We start from the raw sequence: 15,870 nt of genomic DNA on the forward strand, positions 1-15,870 counted from the left end.
CAATGAACAATTCGGCATCAGAAAAGCTGAGGAAATTTTACGGCAGATTCTCAAATGATGACAGGGTGCTTATCCTTATCAATGCTGATCCTGACGCTATTGCCAGCGCCATGGCCGTCAAAAGACTCTTGTGGCGGAAAGTGGCTTCCTCCTGCATTGCCTCTGTGAATAGAATCAAACGCTCTGATAACCTTGCAATGATAAAGCTGCTTGGCGTCAAGATTAATTATATTTCAGAAATTGATCCTTTCAGATTTACAAAATATGTAATTGTCGATTCCCAGCCCGATCATCATGACTGCTTTGGACTTTTCAGACCCTCTGTTGTTATTGATCATCATCCTGAAACATGTGTCTTTGGAGATTTTGTAGATATAAGACCGACCTATGGCGCAACAGCTACTATCATGACTGAGTACTTGCGGGCCGCTGCCATCAAACCTTCTGAAAAACTTGCGACCGGTCTTTTTTATGCAATCAAGACTGATACGGGTAATTTCGGTCGTCAGACACTGATGAAGGACATAGAGGCTTTTCAGTATCTTTTCAGATTTGCCAATCATCAGCTTGAAAGAAAAATCGGCCAGACAGATCTCCCCATTGATTTTCTTCCTTATTTTGAAAAAGCTCTCAAGGAAAAGGTTATAAGACGTCATAAGGTCTATGTTCATTTAGGAGATGTTCCCAATCCTGATGTTTGTGTCCAGATTGCGGATTTTTTCATGCGCCTCAATTCCATGACTTGGAGCATTGTTTCCGGCCTTTTCGATGGAAAGCTCGTCATTGTTTTCAGAAACGACGGAATAAGAAGAAGCGCCGGGAATGTGGCCTCTGGAGGATTCGGGGCATATGGGTCGGCCGGAGGGCATAAAAGCATGGCAAGGGCAGAAATCCCGGTTGATTCTCTTCCTGATTGCGTCAAGCTTACAAGAAAAAGTGATGTCATCAAATGGATCATAAAAAGGGTGACAGCAAGGGCGGGAAAGTCTTGATGCGGAAGCAGCCATGAAAATAACCATAATCGGATCAGGAACCTGTGTACCGTCACTCGTAAGGAGTTCTTGTTCTGTTCTTGTTCAGGCAGGAGACAGCAGTATCCTTCTGGATGTCGGTCCAGGAACAATGCACAGGCTGCTTGGGGCAGGGCATCTTATTTATGATGTTGACGCCATCTTATTAAGTCATTTCCATCCTGACCATTGCGGCGAGCTGGCTAATTTTCTTTTTTCCACAAAATATCCCCACGCAGGACAGAGGATGGGCAGACCACTAGTTCTTGCAGGAGGCCCGGGTCTAAGCAGGTTCTATTTTGGTTTGAGAAGCGTTTTTGGGGACTGGATGGACACACCTTGCGGGATTTTCCAGAAAATAGAAATCAGTAATGGCATTCCTGAAAGCATAGCTATTGGGGATGCAAAAATATATGCCGCTAAAGTTGAACACAAGCCGGAAAGTATAGCGTATAGAATTGAGTGCGGCGGAAAGTCCGTGGTTTATTCAGGAGATACTGACTATTCTGAAAGCCTGATTGAACTGTCTATGGGATGTGACGTCCTGATCTGTGAATCTGCAATGCCTGACGAGAAAAAAGTACCTGGACACCTTACTCCGTCCCTTGCCGGGGAAATTGCCGAACAGGCAGGTGTCAGCCATCTCGTGCTTACGCATTTTTATCCTGAATGCTCGGAAGTAGATATTGAAAAACAGTGCAGAAGGACATATTCAGGCAAGATAACCTTGGCAGAGGATTTGATGGCTTTGGATTTATGCCTGATGCGGTCTAATATATGAAACCTGAATTAGCGGAAATTGGTGATATAAGACAGCTTGCAATACATCACAGAAATATGTTTGAAGAAATATGGGATCAAAAGGGGCTGCTATTAGAAGACGCCAAAGCTTTGGAGCTTGAAAAGGCATATTTTGAAAAACTGGAAAAACAGATTCCGGAAGGCATTTGTAAGGCTTGGGTGGTTAAAAAGAACGGTCATATTTTGGCAAGCGGAGCAATTACAATTATAAGTCTTGTACCTGTGCCGAATGACATAAATTATAATATTGCCTATATGCATAGTGTATACACAGAAAGAGAGTTTCGTGGCAGAAAGCACGCCAGGCAGATAATAGAAAGAGCAATAGATTATTGTAGGGGGAATGGAATCAAAAGAGTGCTTCTTAATGCCAGCGATGAAGGAAAACCAATATATGAAAAATGTGGTTTTGTTTCGGTTGCAGAGACAATGAGATTGTTTATTGAATAAAAAGCTGCAACTTTACGAGCAGTCTATCCAAGGCACAAGGCTGACGTCGGATTACGAGCAAAGAACGCTCTAATCCGACCTACGAATCTGATTTTAAATATATCTTTTCGATCAAAAATCAGACTTCTGAAATCGAAAATCATGGTTTTTTTAGCGGAGCTCTTTTTTCAAAAAAGCGACCCGCCGGAGGCAGATATTAGCAAGTGATGAATTACTATCCGGTTAATCTCAAGATAAAAGACAGGCCATGCCTTGTTGTCGGCGGCGGAAAAGTCGGGACAAGAAAGGTTAAGGGACTTATGCAGTGCGATGCCAGGGTTGTTGTTGTGAGCCCTGTTGTGTCGCTTGCGATAGAGCGGCTTGCCGGGCAGGGCAGGATTGTATGGAAAAAAAAGGATTATGATCCTTCGGATCTTGATGGTTTTTTTCTTGTCATAGGCTCGACCAGCAATCAGGACGTAAACTGGCAGATAAGCAGGGACGCTGAAGAAAAAGGCATGATCTGCAATATTGCTGATGTTCCTGACGCATGCAATTTTATTCTTCCCTCTGTGATAAGAAGGGGGCCGCTTACAGTGACGGTCTCAACGTCTGGTCAGAGTCCGGCCTTTTCAAAGAGCCTTAGACGGCAGATGGATTCCATGTTCGGCCCTGAATACGAGATGTTTCTTTCCATAATGGGCGGAATAAGAAAGACTCTGCTTGCCGAGGCCCATGACCACGAGGCTCACAAACCACTTTTTGAGGCAATAATAAAAGGCGGGCTGCTTGAGCTTTGCAGGACAGGCGACCTTGAAGCCATAGACAGTCTGCTTTTCTCCGTGCTTGGTGAAGGGTATTCATGTGCCAGGTATATTGATGATAAAGAAGATCAGGAGCTAAAGAATGCTTGAAATTGCACTCGCTTTTTATATTTTCAGCTCGATATCTTATATTGTTTATTTCTGGGATCAGAAGGCCATACATCACAAGTCAGGATTTATACTTCTTCTGGCGGGATTTGTATGTCATCTCGGGAGTTTGGCCGCAACAGTCATTCATCTCGGATATATGCCTGTTTTCAGTCTCAGGGGAGTTCTTTCCTTCTCTTCGATTTCTGTCACCGCAATTTTCATTATTATAAGAATACTTTTGAATATAAGGATTATGGGCGTGCTTGCATCATGTCTGTCAGCCCTTGTCCTCGGAGCTTCAATGATAGTTCCCGGATACCAGTTCGCTTCGACAGGCGGAAGCTACAATGATTTTTTACTTATTATCCATGTAGTTATCACATTTACAGGGGATGCAGCTTTTGTGATGGCTGCCGGCGCAGGCTTTCTTTACATACTTCAGGAAAACGCGATCAAGGCAAAAAGAAAAGGAATTTTTCTAAGGCGCCTTCCATCCCTTGAACTGCTTGACAGCACAGGATACTCCTGTCTGAAGCTCGGATTCTGTTTTCTTACCATTGGTCTTGCCGCAGGAATGGCTTACGCAAAAATTACATGGGGCAGATTCTGGGGGTGGGATGTCAAGGAAATCTGGTCAGCCGCCACCTGGTTTTTATATGCGGCCATATTGCATGGAAGAAAAGCCTCTGGCTGGCGCGGCAGGCATGCGGCAATAATGTATATGTTCGGCCTTGCAGTGGCCCTTTTTACCTTCTTTGGGGTCAATTTTTTGATGGGCGGGCATCACGGTGATTTTACAAGGTTCAGATAGTGTACGGTTTTTATACATAGGGCGTTCATATTTTATGGATTATCATCTGCCCTGCGCGTACTAAAAAAATAATGATGGGTTTTTGAGTTATGAATGAAATTCTGCTTTTGGGACTAAGCCATAAGACTGCATGTGTTGAGCTGAGGGAAAAGCTTGCCTGCTCCAAGGATGATGCTGTTTCTCTTCTTGAAAGGCTTAAGTCCGAAGATTGCATTGACGAGGCTTATGTCCTTTCCACATGTAATAGATTTGAAATTGTCGTTGTATGCGAATCTGCTGATCTTGCGTCTGGATCTGTTATGTCAGTAATTTCAGATTACAGAAATATTCCTTTATCTGATTTTGAAGGCGCTTTTTACAGCCATACAGGAGATGAGGCCGTAAAACATATTTTCAGGGTTGGGGCAGGGCTTGATTCACTTGTTCTTGGAGAACCCCAGATCCTGGGGCAGATAAAAGATGCATATCACCTTGCCGTGGCCAGAAAAAGTTCGGGAATGATCCTTAACAGGCTTTTTCACAGGGCTTTTCAGACCGCAAAAAGAATAAGAACAGAGACAGGAATAGGCGGGAGCGCCGTATCCATAAGCTATGCAGCCATCGAGCTTGCCAAGAAGATTTTCGGAAGCCTTGAGGGTAGAAGAGTTCTCATGATAGGAGCCGGAGAGATGGCGGAACTTGCAGTGGCTCATCTTATAAGGCAGAAGGTCGGGCAGGTTACTGTCGCGAACAGAACTCTTTCACGGGCTGTTGATCTTGCATCAAGATTCGGCGGTAAAGCGGCCTCAATTGAAGAGCTGCCCTCTCTTCTTGTGGACGCGGACATAATACTCAGTTCAACCGGAGCTCCTGGATTTGTCATAGAAAGGGATGTCGCAAAGAGTGCAATGAAGAAGCGTGGCAACAAACCCGCTTTTTTCATAGATATTGCCGTGCCAAGGGATATTGACCCTGAAATTAACAGGCTGACCAATGCATATGTATATGACATTGATGATCTAAAGGGCGTTATTGACGAGAACCTTGAAAGCAGAGGCAAGGAAGCTGTCAAAGGCGAACGAATTGTTGACGAGGCATCCATTAAGTTCAGGAAATGGTTGAATGGACTCGATATAGTGCCGACAATTGTGGCTCTTAAAAACAGGCTTGAGGATATTGCTGATTTCGAGCTTTCAAGAACCCTTCCAGGTCTGAAAAGCCTGACAGAAAACGAGCAGGATGCCCTTAAAAGAATGACCCAGGGACTTGTGAGCAAAATACTTCACAACCCCATCCAGTTTCTAAGGAAAACGAGTCACAAGGGCAATGAGTCTCTTTATATAGGCATAATCAGAAGTCTTTTCAATCTTGATGAAGATGAACGTTTAGAAACAGAAAGCGTGGATGAAGATAATTCAATGTCTGGCAGGGCCTCCTGATTGTGTCATCATTTGAGAATGTACTCACTTATTGCCCAAGATGCGGAAAAGGTGGGATTACATTAAATTCATCCGGCGGACTTCTATGCCCAGCCTGCGATCTGGAATTTTTCTTTAATACCGCGGCAGCTGTCGCAGCACTTATAACGGACGTTGGAGGAAGGCTTCTGCTGACGGTAAGAAAAAATGATCCTGGTAAGGGAATGCTTGATCTTCCCGGAGGCTTTGTGAATCATGATGAGTCAGCAGAAGATGCCCTGAGAAGGGAAGCCCTAGAAGAACTTGGAATTGAAATAACCAATTTAAGATACTTTGGTTCATGGCCAAATTCCTATGAATATTCAGGGCTTCAATACAAAACCCTGGATCTTGCATTCATTGCAGATATTGCCGGCGATTCTGATATTATTCCAGGCGATGATGTCTCTGATTATGTTTTCATGAATTTGGACAAGATCAGCCAGGACGACATTGCATTTGATTCCATCAGGTTTATCATATCATCTTTCCTGCAAAATACAGCCGGGTTCAATAAAAAAGCCTGATTACTTTTTTCTGTTCGTGTTCAATACATATATGGATGTCATATGTTGATTTTTATCATATAATCCATATGTTATATCAGAAACTAAAAATCCTTTATTGTGAATAGACTTTCAGGAATATTTGAGCAGTTTTGTTATTTTGCGACACAAGAATGAAATAATGATTCTATATATATTTACTTGAAATAATAGATAAGTATTTAACATTTGGCCATATTGCGCGGCCAAAGCCGGTTTTTTTGGCTTTACAAGAAAACTGCAACATGATATCGACGAATACTTTTCCGGTTGTTATTTTTAGTAATATGCGACTTTTCCGCAATCTTCATTCATTTTGTAGTGCATCTTGGTTTTTTGTGACCGGAAAATCATGAAAACTGTCAGCAGAAGGGAGAGAGTATGGATAAGGAACAACAGGAGCTTTACAGAGGGCTTTTGCTGCAGCAGCTTCAGGAATTGCTCGAGCATGCTGATGACACAGTGGTTGATATGACAAATCAGGCGGAGAGTTATCCAGATCCGACTGACAGGGCAACCCACGAGTCAGACCAGAGTTTCACGCTCAGAATCAGGGACCGTGAACATAAACTCATCAAGAAGATCAAACAGGCAATCGAAAGAATCGATAATGGTAATTTCGGAATCTGCGAGAGCTGTGGTGAGGATATTTCATTCGAGAGGCTGAAAGCAAGACCTGTGGCAGAGCAGTGCATAGAGTGCAAAACAAAGGCAGAAGCACTGGAGAAAGTGCTTGGCGTCTAATTTGTCAGGGCTCATAGACCTGCATATTCATTCCAATGCCTCAGATGGGACTAACAGCCCTGAGGAAATAATTGATATCGCTGTAAGATCAGGGATTTCGGCTATTTCCATTACAGATCATGACACGCTTGACGGCGTGAAAAAGATTCTGGAAAAAGGAATACCGGACTCCCTGGATTTTTTGACCGGCGTTGAGATCAGTTCGGCTCCTCCAAAAGGATGTTATTGTTCTGGCAGTTTCCACATTCTAGGTTACGGAGTCGATCCTGACAACCGTGAGTTGCTTGATGTTTTGACTAAGCAGAAACAAGCCAGACTGGATCGTAATCCCAAGATGCTTGACAGATTGAGTTCGCTTGGGCTAAAAATCGCTCTTTCGGATGTTGAAGCCGAAGCATCCGGGGGGCAGCCAGGGAGACCACACATAGCTGTGTGCATGGTAAAGGCCGGTTATGTAAGATCCCTGGAAGAGGCTTTTGATAAATATCTGGCAAAGGGCAGGCCCGCATATGTCGAAAAAGAAAAGATTCCATGCGACAAGGCCATATCTGTAATATCAAAAGCTGGCGGCGCGGCTGTACTTGCGCATCCAGGATTATTGAGATGCCCACACGACAAGCCATTTCAAAGTCTGTTCGATTGTCTTTGTGATATGGGTATTGCCGGCCTTGAGGCTTATTACAGCGGACACTCAGAGAGCCAGGTGTCAATGTTCGAAGGTTTGGCGAGGCGAAAAGGTCTCATTGTCACGGGTGGTTCTGATTTTCACGGTGAAATGAAGCCTGATATAAAAATAGGTACAGGCAGGGGATCTCTTCGGGTTCCCTATTTATTTTTTCTTGATTTAAAAAAGGTTTTGTCTTCCTGAGTGTCTAATTCCTGCCCAATGAAAGCTTCCAGAGATTATAATCTCCTTGAGAACAACATAGGTTATTCTTTTAAAGACCGCTCGCTTCTTCAGAATGCTTTGCGCCACAGCTCATATGTCAATGAGAAAGCTGACCACGGAAGTGATAACGAACGCCTTGAGTTCCTCGGTGACGCAGTGCTCAACCTTGTAATAGGTCATCTTCTTATGGATAGATATCCTGACCAGAAAGAAGGTGTGCTTTCAAAAATGAGGGCTAATCTTGTGAATGAGGTGAGGCTTTCCGAGATTTCAAGGGCCATGGGCTTAGGGCCCTTTCTCCTCCTTGGCAAGGGTGAGCTTATCACAAACGGAAGGGAGAAAAATTCCATATTGGCAGATGCGTTTGAGGCCATTATTGCATCTGTTTATCTGGATGGCGGTTTTGAATCCGCATTTTCAATGGTTAGAAGGCATTTCCAGGACATTATAATAGATACAAGGCCAGAAGACAGAACTTATGTGTTTGACGCCAAAAGCAAGCTTCAGGAAATGGTTCAGACAATGTTCAGGGAGACCCCTGTATACAGAATCGTTGATGAAGAAGGGCCTGACCATGATAAGACCTTCAAGGTTCTTTTAAAGTTTTCTGATATGTCCGCAGAAGGCGCCGGGAAAAGTAAAAAAACGGCTGAGCAGGAAGCCGCAAGAAAGGGCCTTGACATGATTTCGGATAAAACAGTTGAAAAAGAAACAGATGAAAAGGACTGAGAGTCCATTTGTAATTCCATTCTTTATACCCCATGCAGGCTGTCCTCATCAGTGTTCATTCTGTAACCAGAGAACAATATCAGGCAAAAAAACGGACAATCCAATATCTGATCATTCCATTGAAGATGCGGTGAATCTTTATCTGGGATATTCCGGAGATGTTCACAATCATGTTCAGCTTGCTTTTTTTGGCGGCAATTTTTTGGGAATTGGAAAAGCAGCTGTCGGAAAATATCTTGATCAGGCAGGATTTTTGTTTGAAAAAAAAATGATCCACAGCATCAGATTTTCAACACGTCCTGATACTGTCACTCCTGAAATGATGGCACTGATAAGGGATTATCCTGTAAAGACAATTGAAATAGGAACACAGTCCATGGACCCTCGTGTTCTGTCTTTATCTAACAGGGGACACAGCCCTGAAGATACGGCCTTGGCAGCAAAACTTAGTCGATCTGAGGGATATGAGACAGGACTCCAGATTATGATAGGACTGCCTGGAGAAGATGAAGCTTCATCTGTTTTTACAGGAAATGCAGTTGCAGATTTGTCTCCTGATTTTGTGCGTATTTATCCTACGGTTGTGGTTGATGGGAGTCCTCTTGCGGAATCATACAGAAAAGGACTCTATATCCCCCTTGAAATTGAAGAGGCTGTGAAAAGGGCCAGAAATCTTCATGCTGTTTTCACAGGCAGAAATATAAAAATAATAAGGATGGGCTTGCAGGCAACCGATGATTTGATCCCTGGTACAACAGTCCTTGCAGGGCCATATCATCCGGCTTTTGGCCATCTTGTTTTGTCATCAATCTTTTATGAAAAAATCATTGCAAGGATCAGCGCTGATTTTCCCTGTATCAGTCTTGATGGGAAAAATCTGGAAATTGCATGTAACAACAAAAGCATTTCCAGGGTCAGGGGCAATAAAAATGAAAATATAAAATCTCTCCTGATCAAATACGATCTGGCTGGAGTTTCGGTTGTTTCAGATCCAGCCCTTGATGTCGAAGATTTTCATTTGAGGGTGGTTGCGCCGGAATCAAAAAAAAGGTCGGCTTTATTTGTTGAAAGCCTTAAGCCTTAGCTCTGGATATTAAGGTTGTAATCCATTGCTGTCAGGATTTTTTGGTATCCTCTCATGCTTTCTATGTTTATAACCACAGGTCCCGCAATATTTGCCACAATTGACCCCTTCTTGTTTTTTTCGGTCTTCTTTTCTTCAGAATCTTTTGCAAGTACAAGAAATACAATTATTTCAGACGTTTCACCGGCTTCTATTATGGATGTTTCTTCATCAGAAAGCTCAATATCATAACTGATGCCGAATGTGTGCGGAAGAACGACCGGAATATTAAGATCTGGCTTTTCAACGGATTGAAGTATGAACACAGAAGGATTAAGAGGCTCTTTAAGGAGCCTGAAAGTTTTAAGATCCTCAAACCCGGGAATTCCGTTTGGAAATAAAATGGTTTTGTTCTGATTGTTTCCGTTGTCAAGGAGAGCATCAGGGCTAGGCTTTTCAGATTTCATATTTTTCTCCTTACTATTTGTGCATTGTTATTGTTGTTTGTTATTATACATCAACTATTTAACTTTTGGAATGAAGGGTTTTGGGTGTATATTGATCGATGCTTTTAGCAATTTGCGGTATTCTTTGTTTCCTTTGACTATTTTGTAGGCTTTAAGGAACTGGGACCAATTTTTGTTGCTGGTTTTAAAATCGCTCATCACAGCGTCAGATTCTTTACCCATAGAGGCTGCAAGATAAGAAATAACAAAAACTTCAGATACTTCAATCTTCTCGTTATTCATGTATCCGATTAATTTATCAGCAGGCTGATTAAAACGGGTGGCCAGATTCACCTTGATAAATTCCTCTGGTTTTTCCACCTGCTCTGTTAGAGAATTCAATGATTCATCAAGGGAATCATCTCCTGTTCTTATGGTTCCAGCAAAGGCTGTTGCAGTGATAAAAACAAAGCATATGGCGATGAAATATATGTACTTTTTTTTCATTAGTTTAGTTCCTCATCATAAAGGTTATCTTTTTTTATAGAACAGTCTGGATTCGTAAAGAAAACGGGTTACTACAGTTCTGATTTAAAAAGAGTTTCTGTATCAGTAACAACATCTTCCTGTGGATCACCTGTAGTGCCATCTGGAAGAGTCGTAGCTGTAGCTGAAGCAGGCTCGGTACCCTCCTTAAAGCATTCCAGTCGTTTACCTGAGGAATCATAAACTTCTGCAAATACGACATTCTCAGGAGCCTTGAAAACTTCCACAGGTTTGTCCTTGAGAGCCTCTTTCATGAAATCAAGCCATATGGGGCTGGCTGATTTGCCGCCTGTCTCGCCATCGCCCATTGTTTTTTCATCATCAAAGCCTACCCATACTCCGGTCGAATACTCAGGAGTAAAGCCAATGAACCAGGCATTAAAATACTCATTGGTTGTGCCTGTTTTGCCGGCTGCAGGTCTTCCAAGGGCTTTTATATTTGTGGCTGTTCCTTCATTTACGACGCTTTCAAGAAGACTCGTCATAATGTAAGCTGAGGCAGAATCTATGACCTGAGCCCTTGCCGGAAGATTTTCCTCAAGAACATTACCATTTCTATCTATGATTTTTGTTACAAAGACGGGTTCTGCCTTATATCCCATGTTTGCAAAAACTGAATATGCGTTTGTGATTTCAATGAGAGACACTCCTGAAGAACCAAGTGCGAGCGAGAGATTTTTCTCGAGCGGTGATGTGATTCCAAGGTTCTTCGCATATGAAATTACCGTATCCACACCTATGTCCTGAAGGATTTTTATGCTGATGATATTCCTTGAGAGAGCCAGAGCCTTGCGAAGAGTGACAGGCCCCATGAATTTTTCATTATAATTCTGAGGTGACCAGACCTTGTCTCCAATTTTGAAGGATATTGGCGCGTCAACAATGGTTGTTATAGGAGTATAGCCTTTATCAAGAGCTGCCGCATAAACAATAGGCTTGAATGAAGATCCAGGCTGTCTTTTGGATTGTATGGCCCTGTTGAACTGGCTTGATTTGAAATCATTTCCACCTATGAGGGCTTTGACATAACCAGTGGAATTTTCCATGCAAACAAGTGATCCCTGAACTTCAGGCTTCTGCTCAAGGCTCGCTTTCCAGGACCCAGTACCTTCATCAGGAGAGATGAGCTTGACTTCGATCATATCTCCGGATTTGGGGGGCGATTTATAGCCTTTTCTTGATGAATCCTTGCCTGGTCTGAGTGCCCAGGACATGTCTTCCTTGCTCACAATTGCCTGGGTCTTTCCTATATTTACAACAAGGCCGCCCTTGCTTTTTCCTGAATCTGAAACTAAACCTGCTACAATATCACCTTCGGAAAAGCCGGATTTGCCGACGTCTCTGATGATATTTCCAGGTTCCATATTCTGCGCTTGGTCTGAAGATGGTTTTTCAATGGTTTTGAATCCCTGGCGTTTGTCAATTACTCTAACGCCTTTGTCAACCGCCTCGAAAGCCTGTTTCTGAGTCTCCAGATTTACTGCGGTATAAATCTTGAGGCCACCTTCATAAAGGGTTTCCGGTCCGTATTTTGTTTCTATATATCTTCTTACATGTTCTATGTATTGCTGGGCTGATTCGTGGATTTCTTCTTTTGCGTGGTTAAGCTTTATTTCCGCAGCAAATGCTTCATCAGCCTCTTTCTGTGTTATGTATTTTTCTTCGACCATCTGTTTAAGAACATAATGCTGCCTCTCTTTTGCCAGTTTCATGTTTTTCATTGGGGAATACTGGCTGGGTGCCGGAGGAAGTCCTGCAAGAATAGCACATTCAGCAAGGCTCAGATCCTTTAGTTTTTTTCCGAAATAAGTATCTGCAGCAGAAGCGACACCGTATGCGCCTTGTCCCAGATAGATCTGGTTAAGGTAAAGAAAAAGGATTTCGTTTTTTGTGAAGCCCTTGCTTATTCGATACGATAATATCGCTTCCTTGATCTTTCTTGTATATGTTTTTTCAGGGGTAAGGAGGAATGATTTAACCACCTGCTGGGTAATTGTGCTGCCGCCCTGTTTTAATTTACCTTCGGAAAGATTTTTTACAAAAGCTCTGAATATGCTTGTGAAGTCAATTCCCTGATGTTTGTAAAACCTGGAATCTTCTGCCGCAATGAATGCTTTTAGAAGCAAGTCAGACATGTCGGACAAGGGAGCGAGAATTCTTTTTTCGTGGGCGAACTCACCAATTTTTGCCTGGTCATCTGAAAAGACCGTTGAAACCAGCGGCGGCCTATAATCTCCGAGCGTTGAAATTTTGGGCAGTTCCTGACTGTAATATTTGTAGGTCAAAAATATTACCCCTGCTCCGGATACTGCCCCAAGCAGCACGAGCGAAAAGAATATTTTAAAAAAAACGCCTAAAAAACTTTTCTTGGTTTTTTTTGCTCTTTTTTTCATTACTTCTGTATAAGATCTTTGATTCTTCATTTCCCACAAGGCTTTGGTTTTTTCTGGCTAAGCAGAAGTTATTTTTGTCATTCAGGTTCATATTCTGGCCCTGATTTAGTTATGGAAATCTAACAGAAGAGATACCCATAAGCAAGTGGAGTATTTAAGAAAATACCGGAATAAGAGGAAAAATACGTTGACTGGGCTTTTTTAAATGTTTAGTTAGTTTGTTTGCCGTTTTTTATTAAGAGTTTTTTATCAGAAATATTGGAGAGATTATGGAGCTAAAGCTTGACTTTAAAAAAGCCGGCGGGCTCATTCCTGTGATTGCCCAGGATTATGCCACCGGTGAAGTGCTTATGCTGGCTTATATTAATGAAGAAGCCTGGACGAAAACCCTTGAAACAGGAAAAATGACTTATTTCAGTCGTTCTAGAAATAAGCTTTGGCTGAAGGGTGAATCTTCGGGCCATGTTCAGATAGTGAAAGAAATCAGGATTGACTGTGATTCTGATACCGTACTTGTAAAAGTTGAGCAGCTTGGCGGGGCAGCGTGTCATGAAGGATATAAATCGTGTTTCTTCAGAAAAGTTGAAAACGGAAAGCTGAATATTGCTGATAAGTTGGTTTTTGACCCAAAGGAGGTTTATAAATAATGAGTTCTAAGCTTAAATTAGGTGTCCCTAAAGGAAGTCTTCAGGACGCTACCATTGCGCTTTTTAAAAAATCAGGCTGGAAAATATCAGTAAGTGGCCGCAGTTATTTCCCGACCATTGATGATGATACCATCGAATGTTCGCTCTGCCGGGCCCAGGAAATGGCAAGAAACGTCGAGAACGGAACAATGGATGTTGGTCTTACAGGCAAGGACTGGATCGCGGAGTATGGCTCTGACGTTCATGTTGTCAGTGACCTCATTTATTCAAAGGTAAGCGCAAAACCAGCAAGATGGGTAATTGCGGTCAGCCACGATTCTCCTGTTAAAAAGCTTGAGGATCTTGAGGGCAAGAAAATTTCCACAGAGCTTGTAGGATATACCAAAAGATATTTTCAGGAACGCGGCATAAATGTTGATGTGGAATTCTCATGGGGAGCCACTGAAGCAAAGGTTGTCGCAGGTCTTGCAGACGCAATAGTTGAGATAACCGAGACAGAGAGCACCATAAAGGCCCATGGACTTAGGATCATACATGAGCTCATGCAAACAAACACCCAGCTGATTGCAAATAAAGAGGCCTGGAAGAATCCTGAAAAGAGGGCAAAGATCGAGCAGATGGCCATGCTTCTTCAGGGTGCGCTCGTGGCAGAGAAACTCTCCGGTCTTAAAATGAATGTACCGGCTGACAGTGTTGATAAAATAGTTTCAATGCTTCCTTGTCTTAAAGGCCCAACAGTCTCTCATCTATATAATTCAGATTGGTTTGCCGTTGAAAGTGTTGTAGAAACAAGTGTTGTTCGTGATATTATTCCTGCGCTAAAGGCTGCGGGAGCCCAGGGAATAATTGAATACTCCCTGAATAAAGTTATTTAAAATAAAAGTAAAATAATTAAAAATCCTGGCCGGGACCTTTTTTAAAGGGGTTCCGGTCTATGGTTTTATGGAAAGTGTGAATGATAATTAAAACAGCTGAATTTATAAAAAGCGCTGTTACCCCGTCCCAATACACGGATGCGTTGCTACCGGAAATAGCCTTTGTCGGCAGATCAAATTCCGGGAAATCCTCCTTGATTAACGCTCTGCTGAACAGAAAGAATCTGGTAAAAACCAGTTCAAATCCTGGATGCACCAGACTGATCAATTTTTTTCTTATTAACGACAATCTTTCTTTTGTCGATCTTCCTGGTTACGGATATGCTAAGATTTCCAAAGATATCCGTAAGACCTGGGGCAAGATGATAGAAGACTATCTTGAAAAAAGGGTGACCCTTAAGGCTGTCGTTCTCATAATGGACATCAGAAGGCTTCCTAGCGAGGATGAACTCAGTCTCATCGCTTGGCTTTCCGAACGCGGCAGACCATGCATTCCTGTTCTCACGAAAGCCGATAAGCTTTCGGGCAACGGCAGAGTCAAATATATCAAGGCCGCCTCGGAAGTCATCAATATGCCGGTAAAAGATCTTGTTGTTTTTTCCTCAAAGACAAGGGCAGGCAGGGAACGTCTATGGGATATTATTAATGAGCTGACCGTTGCTTCTGAATGGACCGACGAAGAGCTTGGAAAGGAGTAGCGGATGGGCATAAAAGAAGAGCACAAATGCGGATTCATAGCTATAGTAGGAGCGCCTAATGCAGGCAAGTCCACTCTGCTTAATAAGATTATAGGCGAGAAGATAGCAATAACCTCCAAAAAACCGCAGACCACCAGGAATAGGATTTTAGGAATTCTGAACAGGCCGTCTTCACAGATGATTTTTGTCGATACACCAGGAGTCCATAAAACAAATAAGGTTTTTAACGCGCGGATAGTCGATACGGCAATCTCCGCAATGGGCGACGCTGACCTTATACTGCTTGTGGTTGATGCTTCTGAATCTGATCGTGAGGCCGAAGATTATACCGCTACTAAACTTAGAGAGTTTAACAAGCCTGTTATTCTTGTGCTTAATAAGACAGATATTGTCCATAAGCCAGCTCTGCTTGAAATGATAAAAAAGTGGACCTGGAAATATGAATTTTTGGAAATAATTCCTGTCTCGGCTGAAAAGGGTGATCAGGTTGACGTGCTCATTGATTCAATGGAGAAGGCTCTTCCTGAAAGTCCTGCTCTTTTCCCAGAGGACCAGCTTACTGACCTGCCTGAAAGATTCCTGTGTGCGGAAATAATACGCGAAAAGGTTTTCAGGCTGACAGGCGATGAAATTCCATATGCCACGGCAGTAACCATAGAAGTTTTTTCAGAAGAGGCCAAGCTCGTCAGGATTGAAGCTGCAATCCATGTCGAGAGAGATTCCCAGAAGGGCATAATAATAGGGAAGGGCGGTCTGAAGCTTAAGGAGATTGGATCTGCTGCAAGGGCTGACCTCGAAGTCTTTCTCGGCACCAAGGTTTTTCTCCAGACCTTTGTCAGGGTTCAGAAAAACTGGACAAGAGATGGCAAATCTTTAAGAAATTTTGGTTATTAG

The 15,870-nt window shown here is 42.8% G+C and carries 18 protein-coding genes; 15 read left to right on the plus strand and 3 right to left on the minus strand.

Annotation, left to right across the window (positions count from 1 at the left end; genetic code table 11):
- The first annotated feature begins 2 nt into the window (after nt 1-2).
- From K245_RS0108215 to K245_RS23625, 11 genes are all read left to right on the plus strand, one after another.
- A complete protein-coding gene (locus tag K245_RS0108215; protein ID WP_027358901.1) occupies nt 3-992 on the plus strand; it encodes a DHH family phosphoesterase in 990 nt (329 codons plus the stop codon).
- A gap of 13 nt (nt 993-1,005) precedes the next feature.
- On the plus strand, nt 1,006-1,791 hold the full coding sequence (locus K245_RS0108220; RefSeq protein ID WP_027358902.1) for an MBL fold metallo-hydrolase: 786 nt from the start codon (nt 1,006-1,008) through the stop codon (nt 1,789-1,791).
- Entirely contained in the window at nt 1,788-2,261 is a 474-nt protein-coding gene (locus K245_RS0108225) for a GNAT family N-acetyltransferase (RefSeq protein WP_027358903.1), read from the plus strand. Before K245_RS0108220 ends, K245_RS0108225 begins: the two co-directional genes overlap by 4 nt.
- Before the next feature lie 206 nt (nt 2,262-2,467).
- Nucleotides 2,468-3,154: a precorrin-2 dehydrogenase/sirohydrochlorin ferrochelatase family protein gene (locus K245_RS23615; RefSeq protein ID WP_051283985.1), complete on the plus strand. Its 687-nt coding sequence runs from the start codon at nt 2,468-2,470 to the stop codon at nt 3,152-3,154.
- Nucleotides 3,147-3,965 carry a cytochrome C assembly family protein gene (locus K245_RS0108235; RefSeq protein ID WP_027358904.1) on the plus strand — a complete coding sequence of 273 codons (819 nt, stop codon included), beginning with the start codon at nt 3,147-3,149 and terminating at the stop codon, nt 3,963-3,965. The genes K245_RS23615 and K245_RS0108235 overlap by 8 nt, the downstream gene beginning before the upstream one ends.
- An 89-nt stretch (nt 3,966-4,054) precedes the next feature.
- Nucleotides 4,055-5,383: a glutamyl-tRNA reductase gene (gene hemA, locus K245_RS0108240; RefSeq protein ID WP_027358905.1), complete on the plus strand. Its 1,329-nt coding sequence runs from the start codon at nt 4,055-4,057 to the stop codon at nt 5,381-5,383.
- A gap of 2 nt (nt 5,384-5,385) precedes the next feature.
- Entirely contained in the window at nt 5,386-5,928 is a 543-nt protein-coding gene (locus tag K245_RS0108245; protein WP_027358906.1) for an NUDIX domain-containing protein, read from the plus strand.
- 399 nt (nt 5,929-6,327) lie between these two features.
- Nucleotides 6,328-6,690 carry an RNA polymerase-binding protein DksA gene (gene dksA, locus K245_RS0108250; protein ID WP_027358907.1) on the plus strand — a complete coding sequence of 121 codons (363 nt, stop codon included), beginning with the start codon at nt 6,328-6,330 and terminating at the stop codon, nt 6,688-6,690.
- A complete protein-coding gene (locus K245_RS23620; RefSeq protein ID WP_051283986.1) occupies nt 6,680-7,558 on the plus strand; it encodes a PHP domain-containing protein in 879 nt (292 codons plus the stop codon). The genes dksA and K245_RS23620 overlap by 11 nt, the downstream gene beginning before the upstream one ends.
- Nucleotides 7,559-7,576: 18 nt before the next feature.
- Complete coding sequence (gene rnc, locus K245_RS0108260) at nt 7,577-8,308, plus strand: ribonuclease III (RefSeq protein WP_027358908.1); 732 nt, start codon at nt 7,577-7,579, stop codon at nt 8,306-8,308.
- Nucleotides 8,280-9,392 carry an elongator complex protein 3 gene (locus tag K245_RS23625; RefSeq protein WP_156906741.1) on the plus strand — a complete coding sequence of 371 codons (1,113 nt, stop codon included), beginning with the start codon at nt 8,280-8,282 and terminating at the stop codon, nt 9,390-9,392. The genes rnc and K245_RS23625 overlap by 29 nt, the downstream gene beginning before the upstream one ends.
- Here the strand turns inward: K245_RS23625 and fliW are convergent.
- The 3 genes from fliW to K245_RS23630 all read right to left on the minus strand — a co-directional run bounded on the left by fliW (nt 9,389) and on the right by K245_RS23630 (nt 12,786).
- The gene (fliW, locus tag K245_RS0108270) at nt 9,389-9,838 is read right to left on the minus strand and encodes a flagellar assembly protein FliW (RefSeq protein ID WP_027358909.1); all 450 of its coding nucleotides are present in this window, start codon (nt 9,836-9,838) and stop codon (nt 9,389-9,391) included. The two genes, K245_RS23625 and fliW, sit on opposite strands and share 4 nt — an antisense overlap.
- Before the next feature lie 54 nt (nt 9,839-9,892).
- Nucleotides 9,893-10,324 carry a hypothetical protein gene (locus K245_RS0108275; protein ID WP_027358910.1) on the minus strand — a complete coding sequence of 144 codons (432 nt, stop codon included), beginning with the start codon at nt 10,322-10,324 and terminating at the stop codon, nt 9,893-9,895.
- Nucleotides 10,325-10,395: 71 nt separating this feature from the next.
- Entirely contained in the window at nt 10,396-12,786 is a 2,391-nt protein-coding gene (locus tag K245_RS23630) for a penicillin-binding protein 1A (protein ID WP_051283988.1), read from the minus strand.
- A gap of 239 nt (nt 12,787-13,025) precedes the next feature.
- Between K245_RS23630 and hisI the strand changes: the two genes are divergently transcribed.
- From hisI to era, 4 genes are all read left to right on the plus strand, one after another.
- Nucleotides 13,026-13,403 carry a phosphoribosyl-AMP cyclohydrolase gene (gene hisI, locus K245_RS0108285; RefSeq protein ID WP_027358911.1) on the plus strand — a complete coding sequence of 126 codons (378 nt, stop codon included), beginning with the start codon at nt 13,026-13,028 and terminating at the stop codon, nt 13,401-13,403.
- Entirely contained in the window at nt 13,403-14,278 is an 876-nt protein-coding gene (gene hisG / locus K245_RS0108290) for an ATP phosphoribosyltransferase (RefSeq protein WP_027358912.1), read from the plus strand. Before hisI ends, hisG begins: the two co-directional genes overlap by 1 nt.
- A gap of 80 nt (nt 14,279-14,358) precedes the next feature.
- The gene (gene yihA, locus K245_RS0108295; protein WP_027358913.1) at nt 14,359-14,976 is read left to right on the plus strand and encodes a ribosome biogenesis GTP-binding protein YihA/YsxC; all 618 of its coding nucleotides are present in this window, start codon (nt 14,359-14,361) and stop codon (nt 14,974-14,976) included.
- 3 nt (nt 14,977-14,979) lie between these two features.
- A complete protein-coding gene (gene era / locus K245_RS0108300; RefSeq protein WP_035276789.1) occupies nt 14,980-15,870 on the plus strand; it encodes a GTPase Era in 891 nt (296 codons plus the stop codon).

The sequence above is a fragment of the Desulforegula conservatrix Mb1Pa genome, from assembly GCF_000426225.1.
GTDB classification, from domain to species: Bacteria; Desulfobacterota; Desulfobacteria; order Desulfobacterales; family Desulforegulaceae; genus Desulforegula; species Desulforegula conservatrix.

What these genes read in the sequence shown, in the direction of transcription:
- fliW (WP_027358909.1), bottom strand. Translation starts at nt 9,838, where the DNA reads ATGAAATCTGAAAAGCCTAGCCCTGATGCTCTCCTTGACAACGGAAAC.
- hisG (WP_027358912.1), top strand. Translation starts at nt 13,403, where the DNA reads ATGAGTTCTAAGCTTAAATTAGGTGTCCCTAAAGGAAGTCTTCAGGAC.
- hemA (WP_027358905.1), top strand. Translation starts at nt 4,055, where the DNA reads ATGAATGAAATTCTGCTTTTGGGACTAAGCCATAAGACTGCATGTGTT.
- yihA (WP_027358913.1), top strand. Translation starts at nt 14,359, where the DNA reads ATGATAATTAAAACAGCTGAATTTATAAAAAGCGCTGTTACCCCGTCC.
- hisI (WP_027358911.1), top strand. Translation starts at nt 13,026, where the DNA reads ATGGAGCTAAAGCTTGACTTTAAAAAAGCCGGCGGGCTCATTCCTGTG.
- rnc (WP_027358908.1), top strand. Translation starts at nt 7,577, where the DNA reads ATGAAAGCTTCCAGAGATTATAATCTCCTTGAGAACAACATAGGTTAT.
- K245_RS0108235 (WP_027358904.1), top strand. Translation starts at nt 3,147, where the DNA reads ATGCTTGAAATTGCACTCGCTTTTTATATTTTCAGCTCGATATCTTAT.
- K245_RS0108215 (WP_027358901.1), top strand. Translation starts at nt 3, where the DNA reads ATGAACAATTCGGCATCAGAAAAGCTGAGGAAATTTTACGGCAGATTC.
- K245_RS0108275 (WP_027358910.1), bottom strand. Translation starts at nt 10,324, where the DNA reads ATGAAAAAAAAGTACATATATTTCATCGCCATATGCTTTGTTTTTATC.
- era (WP_035276789.1), top strand. Translation starts at nt 14,980, where the DNA reads ATGGGCATAAAAGAAGAGCACAAATGCGGATTCATAGCTATAGTAGGA.
- K245_RS23630 (WP_051283988.1), bottom strand. Translation starts at nt 12,786, where the DNA reads ATGAAGAATCAAAGATCTTATACAGAAGTAATGAAAAAAAGAGCAAAA.
- K245_RS23615 (WP_051283985.1), top strand. Translation starts at nt 2,468, where the DNA reads ATGAATTACTATCCGGTTAATCTCAAGATAAAAGACAGGCCATGCCTT.
- K245_RS0108220 (WP_027358902.1), top strand. Translation starts at nt 1,006, where the DNA reads ATGAAAATAACCATAATCGGATCAGGAACCTGTGTACCGTCACTCGTA.
- dksA (WP_027358907.1), top strand. Translation starts at nt 6,328, where the DNA reads ATGGATAAGGAACAACAGGAGCTTTACAGAGGGCTTTTGCTGCAGCAG.
- K245_RS0108225 (WP_027358903.1), top strand. Translation starts at nt 1,788, where the DNA reads ATGAAACCTGAATTAGCGGAAATTGGTGATATAAGACAGCTTGCAATA.